Genomic DNA, 6,192 nt, shown 5'->3' on the forward strand with positions numbered 1-6,192 from the left:
CTACATCCATACCCCATTTTCCTGCTTCATCACCTACTGAAATTTTACACTATCTTTTAATTTTTTATCAAATCCCATATATTTCGGAGCGCATAGCTGGCTTTTTCTCTTATTACCACGTCTGCCTTGTAATCGTAAGGAGTTTCGGTAGCATTTATTATAATTAATCTATCTACCATTCCGGGTAAAAAATTTACAGGCGCAACCACCAGCGATGACCCTATTACTATCAAAAGATCACTTTCCTGAACTTCTTTGACCGCTAAATCAAATGCATAAGGCATTGGGTCACCAAAAAGAACCACATCCGGTCTTAATATCCCGTTACACTTATCGCAGCGAGGAGGTATTTCTCCCTTTTCAACTTTGCGCTCTAGTACCTCAAAACTCACTTTTTCACCGCACCTCAAACAACTTCCTTCCCTCGTATTCCCGTGCACCTCATAAATTTTCTTTGACCCCGCCTTTTGGTGAAGATTATCTATATTCTGGGTGATTACACCAGCAATCACGCCCTTTTTCTCCATTTCACTCAATATATAATGAGCCTCATTTGGTTCTGCATTCCTCATAGAGGACAAAATTTTAAACCCAATCTTGTAAAATTTCTCAGGATAATTAAAGAGCACTTGTGTAGAAAGAATTTCTGTAGGGTCCATATTTTCCCAAAGACCTGTCCCAGGGCTTCTAAAATCAGGAATCCCACTTTCCGTTGAGATACCAGCCCCTGTCAATACCATAACCTTTTTGGAAGCCTTTATAAGACTAGCTGCCTTTTTGAATAAATCTTCACTTCTCATAAAGAAAAATCCCCCTTTCACTATTTAGTATATCATACAGTACCTTCTTTTTTTATTTTTTCTCTAATTTTTCTCTTTACCAAAACCCCTATTTTTCCTGTCTCCTGAGCCGACAGATTAGGCCATCCAACTTTTTTTACTTTTTCTAAAAGACCCAGTTCTTCAGCTGCTTCCCACTTGAAAATTTCAATCAGAAACCTGTCTTCCATGTTTTCTTCTCCTTTTTATAAGATTTACTCAATAAATTATTCTTTCCCAAAACTTTTTAAAATAAAAAATCCGGGAAAACCCGGAATCAAACAGCTATAACTTCCTTTACCTCTGGAATTTCTTCTTTAATTGCCCTCTCAATACCTTCCTTTAGAGTAAGGGTAGCAAAAGGACATCCCCCACAAGCCCCTGTAAGCCTCACTTTTACAATACCATCCTCTGTAACATCAATAAGCTCTACGTCACCACCATCTGCCTGAAGGGAAGGTCTTATAAGGTTCAAGATTTCTTCCACTCTTTCTCTCAAACAAATCCCTCCTTTAACTTTGGTTTTCTACTTTCTTCCCTATAATCTCTGCTACGCCTTCTAAAAATATTTTGTCCATTTCATCAAAAGCAGCCAGATCGTCACTGTCAATATCTATTTCGCCTATTATTTCACCATTAGCCCAAATTGGCACTACGATTTCAGATTTCGTCTCAAGACTGCAAGCTAAATAATTGTCTTCTTTAGTCACATCGTCCACTATGATAGTACTTTCTTCAGCGACAGCTCTTCCACAAACTCCCTGACCTACTTTTATCCTTACATGCTCTGTAGGTCTACCAATATAAGGTCCTATAACCAGTTCGCCGTTTTCCATAAAATAGAATCCTGTCCAAGTATAGTAAGGCACGTTTTCAGATAAAATTTTTACAACTTCCTCATAAAATGTATTTAAATCCTCTATTTCGTTTGCTTTTGTCCTAATCACCTCAGTGAGCTTTTCAAAGACTTTCTTCTTATCCATGTCTACAACTCCTTTGTAAAAATTTTGTCAATAATAATTTTACCACAAAGGCCCATAAAAACAAAAGTCAATTGTAATACTGTCGATTCGGGTCATTTAAAACCCTTTTAATCATCCAGTATGCCAGTAAAAGTATAAAAGGAGTAGCAACCTGCGTCATCGTAAAAAATCCAATACCTAACCTTTCGTTGAGATACACAGGCCATATTAATGGAACATCTTTTACAGTTTCTTCAAATATGGCTCTTAGAAGTTGATAGTAGAATATAAATGACCAGAACTGATAGCCATCAGGCATCCTTTTCTTTTCTATATAAAAATACCTTATAAGTAAAAAGGCACCAATACCTACACCAACAAGCTGTGCCGGCCACCTATCAAAGAAAAACTCGGTATGCCTTCCCAACACTTCATGATTAAAAATATTCCCAACCCTCACCAGCATGTTGCCAAGAGCTAAACCCACTACGGCGAAATCCTCTAACGGATTGATTCTTATACCTTTCTTCTTGCAATAATAAAGACCTGCCAGAAAACCCCCAAGCACTGCTCCATGCCATGAAAGACCGCCTTCGTATATCTTAAAGACCTGGACAGGATCTTTTATGAACCATTCTGGATAATTAGCAATCACAAACATCAATCTTGCACCAATAACTCCAAATATAACCACCAACATCAAAAGGTTTAAAAGAAAATCTTCGCTGTAATTTAACTTTAAAGCTCTTTTATAAATGTAGTAACCGCCTACAGCAATAGAAATAGCCATAAATATTCCATACCAGTGTACTGCAATCGGGCCAAATTTAAAAGCATATGGACTAAGTGAAGGTATATCCATTTTCCTACCCCCATACATTTTCTCGTATAATACCATTTTACAGCATCTTAAATCCATGTCAAGAGGATTGATTTTTTCAAAGTTTTCTTGTATATTTGGAAATTAGAGAAATTAGAAAAATGCCACATTTTAAAAAGAATAGGGGGCATTGGAATTGGCTACAGGAGCAAAATACTATCACTCCTGCATAAATTGTGGAGGAATAAACACAGACACGAGAAATGAGAAGGGACTTCCCTGCGAAATTTGTCTTCCAAGTGAAGAAGAAAACATTTTAATAGGTTTAAAAAATAACAATACCTTAAAAAAATATGAAAATTACTCCAATTTTATCGAGGAGTATCAACAGTTTGAAAAGTTCTTCACCCGAAAGATAGGCAAAAAGCCCACTGGATATCAGCGCTTTTGGACTAAAAGGCTACTTCTTTCAAAGAGTTTCACTCTTGTAGCACCTACAGGTGTAGGAAAAACGACCTTTGGTCTGATTTCAGCTCTCTGGGTCGCTAAAAAAGGTGGAAAAGTAGTTTTAATTTTCCCAACACTGTCACTGGTAGAACAGGCTGCTACAAGATTAGCGGACCTTTTAAAAGATGATGAAGATAAGGTAAAAGTCCTTTTTTACACATCTTCTATGAAAAAGAAAGAAAGAGAAAATTTTGAAATAAATTTTTATGATGAAAACTACGATATACTAATCATTTCCTCTCAGTTTATATCTCGAAGAAAGGAACAAATTTCTAAAAAAATTTTTGACCTTGTGTTTGTGGACGATGTAGATTCCGTTCTTAAATCTTCAAAGAACATCGATGCGCTTCTTAATATGATAGGCATTCCACAGCAAACTATAGAATCTGCTTTGGAAAACTTAAAGAAAAGAGCATCTCATGATGAAAAAGCTCAAATCCAAGAAAAACCTCCAAAAGGACAGCTTATTGTATCTTCCGCTACTGCTAAACCTCGTGGTGTAAAACCTCTCCTTTTTAGAGAGCTTTTAGGATTTGAGATTGGAAGATTCACTACTAGTGCACGAAACATCTCCAATATAAGGATAAAAGAAAAATCCCTCGAAAAACTTTTGCAGACAATAAAATTTATAAAAGATGGAATACTTCTATTTGTAGCAACTGAAGAAGAAGGAAGAGAAATTGCAAACTACCTTGAAAAACACGGAATAAAATTGGGAAAAACATGGGAAGATTTTGAAAATTCTTTTAAAAACTTTAAAGAAGGAAAATTACAAGCTTTATGTGGAATATATTCCTATTACGGAAAATTAGTAAGAGGGATTGATCTACCTCTTAGAATAAAATTCGCCGTATTTTGGGGAACTCCTTCATTTAAGTTCAGTACAAAACCAGAAAGTGCTCCTAGATTTATTACAGAAAGGATTTTTCAAGAGTATTTAGAACTCAATCCTAAATTGAAAGCATATTTTAAAGATTTGAAAAAGATGTCAACTGAAAGGTTAAGAAGCATAACCCAAAAATATATTTCCCAGGAAACCTGGGAAAACCTTATAGAGAAAACCTTCTCCAATGCGAAAATTGACAGAGAAAAGAAACTAATAGTGATACCCGATGTATATACATACATTCAAGCTTCAGGAAGAACTTCCAGAATATTTGGTTCAACTCTTACTAAGGGAATTTCTATTCTTTTCGAAGAAGACGATCAGCTATTCGATTTCCTAAAAGAAAGACTTTTGTATCTCACTGATGAAGAATGGGTTCAAGAAGATCAGCTTAACAACCTGATTAAGGAAGTAGAAGAGACAAGAAAAATCTCCTTATTAGAAAAACCTCTAAAAGATACTACCTCCAGACTCATAATAGTAGAATCACCGACAAAAGCCCAGACCATCTCAAAATTCATGGAAAAATCCTCTACAAGAAGATATGGCACCCTGGCGGTTCATGAATCGATCACACAGGAGGGTATACTACTATTAACTGCATCAAAAGGACATCTCTATGACCTAGAAACAAAAACAGGTCTACATGGAGTTGAGATAGTTGATAATAAATTTATTCCTTATTACAATTCGATAAAACGCTGTAGCTCATGTAATGCACAGTTCACAGATGAATTTGAACGCTGTCCTTACTGCAATTCCGACAAAATCGATGATAAAAAGAAAATTCTAGAAGCCCTAAGAGAAATTGCAATGGAAGTGGATGAGGTAATAATAGCTACAGACCCTGATGTAGAAGGAGAAAAAATTGGTTGGGATATATCTCAATATATAAAACCTGTAAATAAAAATGTCCGTCGAATTGAAATGCACGAGATTACAAGACCAGGTTTTGAAAGAGCAATAGCAAATCAAAGAGAATGTGATATAAATCTAGTCAAATCTCAAATTGTCAGAAGAGTAGAAGACAGATGGATAGGTTTTGAATTAAGCATGCGTCTACAGGAAAATTTTAAAAATTTCAACTTATCTGCAGGGAGAGTACAAAGTACTGTACTAGGTTGGATTTTAGAAAAAGAAATAGAACACAATAAAAGCAAAAAAACTGTAACACAGCTAGTACTAGATAATCAATTCAAATTTGAAGTAGAAGGAAATATAGACACAGAAAAAGTGCACGTAAAAATACTGGAAGAAAGAATAGATGTACTCCCACCTTTACCACCTTTTAACACATCTACATTATTGACAGCTGTATCTTCAAAGTTCAAACTCTCTGTGTCTCAAATAATGGAGATATTGCAAACCTTGTTCGAGTTGGGTTTTATAACTTATCATAGAACAGACTCAGTGAGAATATCTCCTACGGGCCAAAAAATAGCACGTGCCTACCTTGAAAAACTTGGAAAAAACTATTTGCTACAGGAAAGGGAATGGAGCAAAGAAGGAGCTCATGAAGCCATAAGACCTGTAAAACCCATTTCTTCAGAAGAACTCATACAATTTATTACGGAAAAAATAGCCTCTTATTTAAGCCCTACCCACATAAAAGTTTATTCCATGATATTTAACAGGTTTATGGCGAGTCAGATGAAGTCACCAGTTGTTAGAATCCAGAAAATACTAATAAGTGATGAACATTTTCAAATCGAAAAAGAGATTCCGGTAAGGTTGGAAGAAGAAGGCTGGAATGTATACAACCCAATAACAATTTACGAACCCTTCGAAGAAAAAATTTATACAGTCGTATCAAAACGAAATTACGTAACCCACAGTATTCCACTGTACACACAAGCTTCCTTAATAGAGGAGATGCAAAAAAGAAACATTGGTCGTCCTTCCACATATTCAAAAATAGTAGAAGTTCTTTTTAAAAGGAAATATGTAATTGAAGACCCTTACAAGCGAATTAGAACAACAGCTTTAGGGAGAAAAGTATACTCTTATTTAAAAGATCGCTACATGAACTACATAAATGAAGACACAACTCGCCAATTGGAAAAAGTCATGGAATCCGTAGAAAAAGGTGAAAAAGATTACCAGGGTGTTTTAAAAAACCTGTATGATGAAGTAAAAGAATTTTTAATCGAGTAGGAGCTGAATAATTATTTTATTCAGCGTCCTCTCACACCACCGTAC

Annotated in this window: 6 protein-coding genes; 1 reads left to right on the forward strand and 5 read right to left on the reverse strand. The window is 35.5% G+C overall.

From position 1 onward, the window contains the following. Positions 1–56 precede the first annotated feature (56 nt). From ACPLVE_RS10815 to ACPLVE_RS10835, 5 genes are all read right to left on the reverse strand, one after another. Positions 57–800 (reverse strand): NAD-dependent protein deacylase, encoded by a 744-nt coding sequence (locus ACPLVE_RS10815; RefSeq protein ID WP_424611554.1) that lies wholly within the window; start codon positions 798–800, stop codon positions 57–59. A gap of 32 nt (positions 801–832) precedes the next feature. Next, entirely contained in the window at positions 833–1,009 is a 177-nt protein-coding gene (locus ACPLVE_RS10820; protein WP_424611555.1) for a small, acid-soluble spore protein, alpha/beta type, read from the reverse strand. Between the two features lie 86 nt (positions 1,010–1,095). Then, positions 1,096–1,317: a NifU family protein gene (locus ACPLVE_RS10825; protein ID WP_424611556.1), complete on the reverse strand. Its 222-nt coding sequence runs from the start codon at positions 1,315–1,317 to the stop codon at positions 1,096–1,098. Positions 1,318–1,330: 13 nt separating this feature from the next. Next, positions 1,331–1,801 (reverse strand): GAF domain-containing protein, encoded by a 471-nt coding sequence (locus tag ACPLVE_RS10830; protein ID WP_424611557.1) that lies wholly within the window; start codon positions 1,799–1,801, stop codon positions 1,331–1,333. A gap of 67 nt (positions 1,802–1,868) precedes the next feature. After that, positions 1,869–2,642 carry a prolipoprotein diacylglyceryl transferase gene (locus ACPLVE_RS10835; protein WP_424611558.1) on the reverse strand — a complete coding sequence of 258 codons (774 nt, stop codon included), beginning with the start codon at positions 2,640–2,642 and terminating at the stop codon, positions 1,869–1,871. 154 nt (positions 2,643–2,796) lie between these two features. On the opposite strand from ACPLVE_RS10835, the gene rgy reads away from it, so the two are divergent. Beyond that, the gene (gene rgy / locus ACPLVE_RS10840) at positions 2,797–6,147 is read left to right on the forward strand and encodes a reverse gyrase (RefSeq protein WP_424611559.1); all 3,351 of its coding nucleotides are present in this window, start codon (positions 2,797–2,799) and stop codon (positions 6,145–6,147) included. The last annotated feature ends 45 nt before the right edge of the window (positions 6,148–6,192 follow it).

The sequence above is a fragment of the Caldanaerobacter sp. genome (genome assembly GCF_049701115.1).
GTDB lineage: Bacteria > Bacillota > Thermoanaerobacteria > Thermoanaerobacterales > Thermoanaerobacteraceae > Thermoanaerobacter.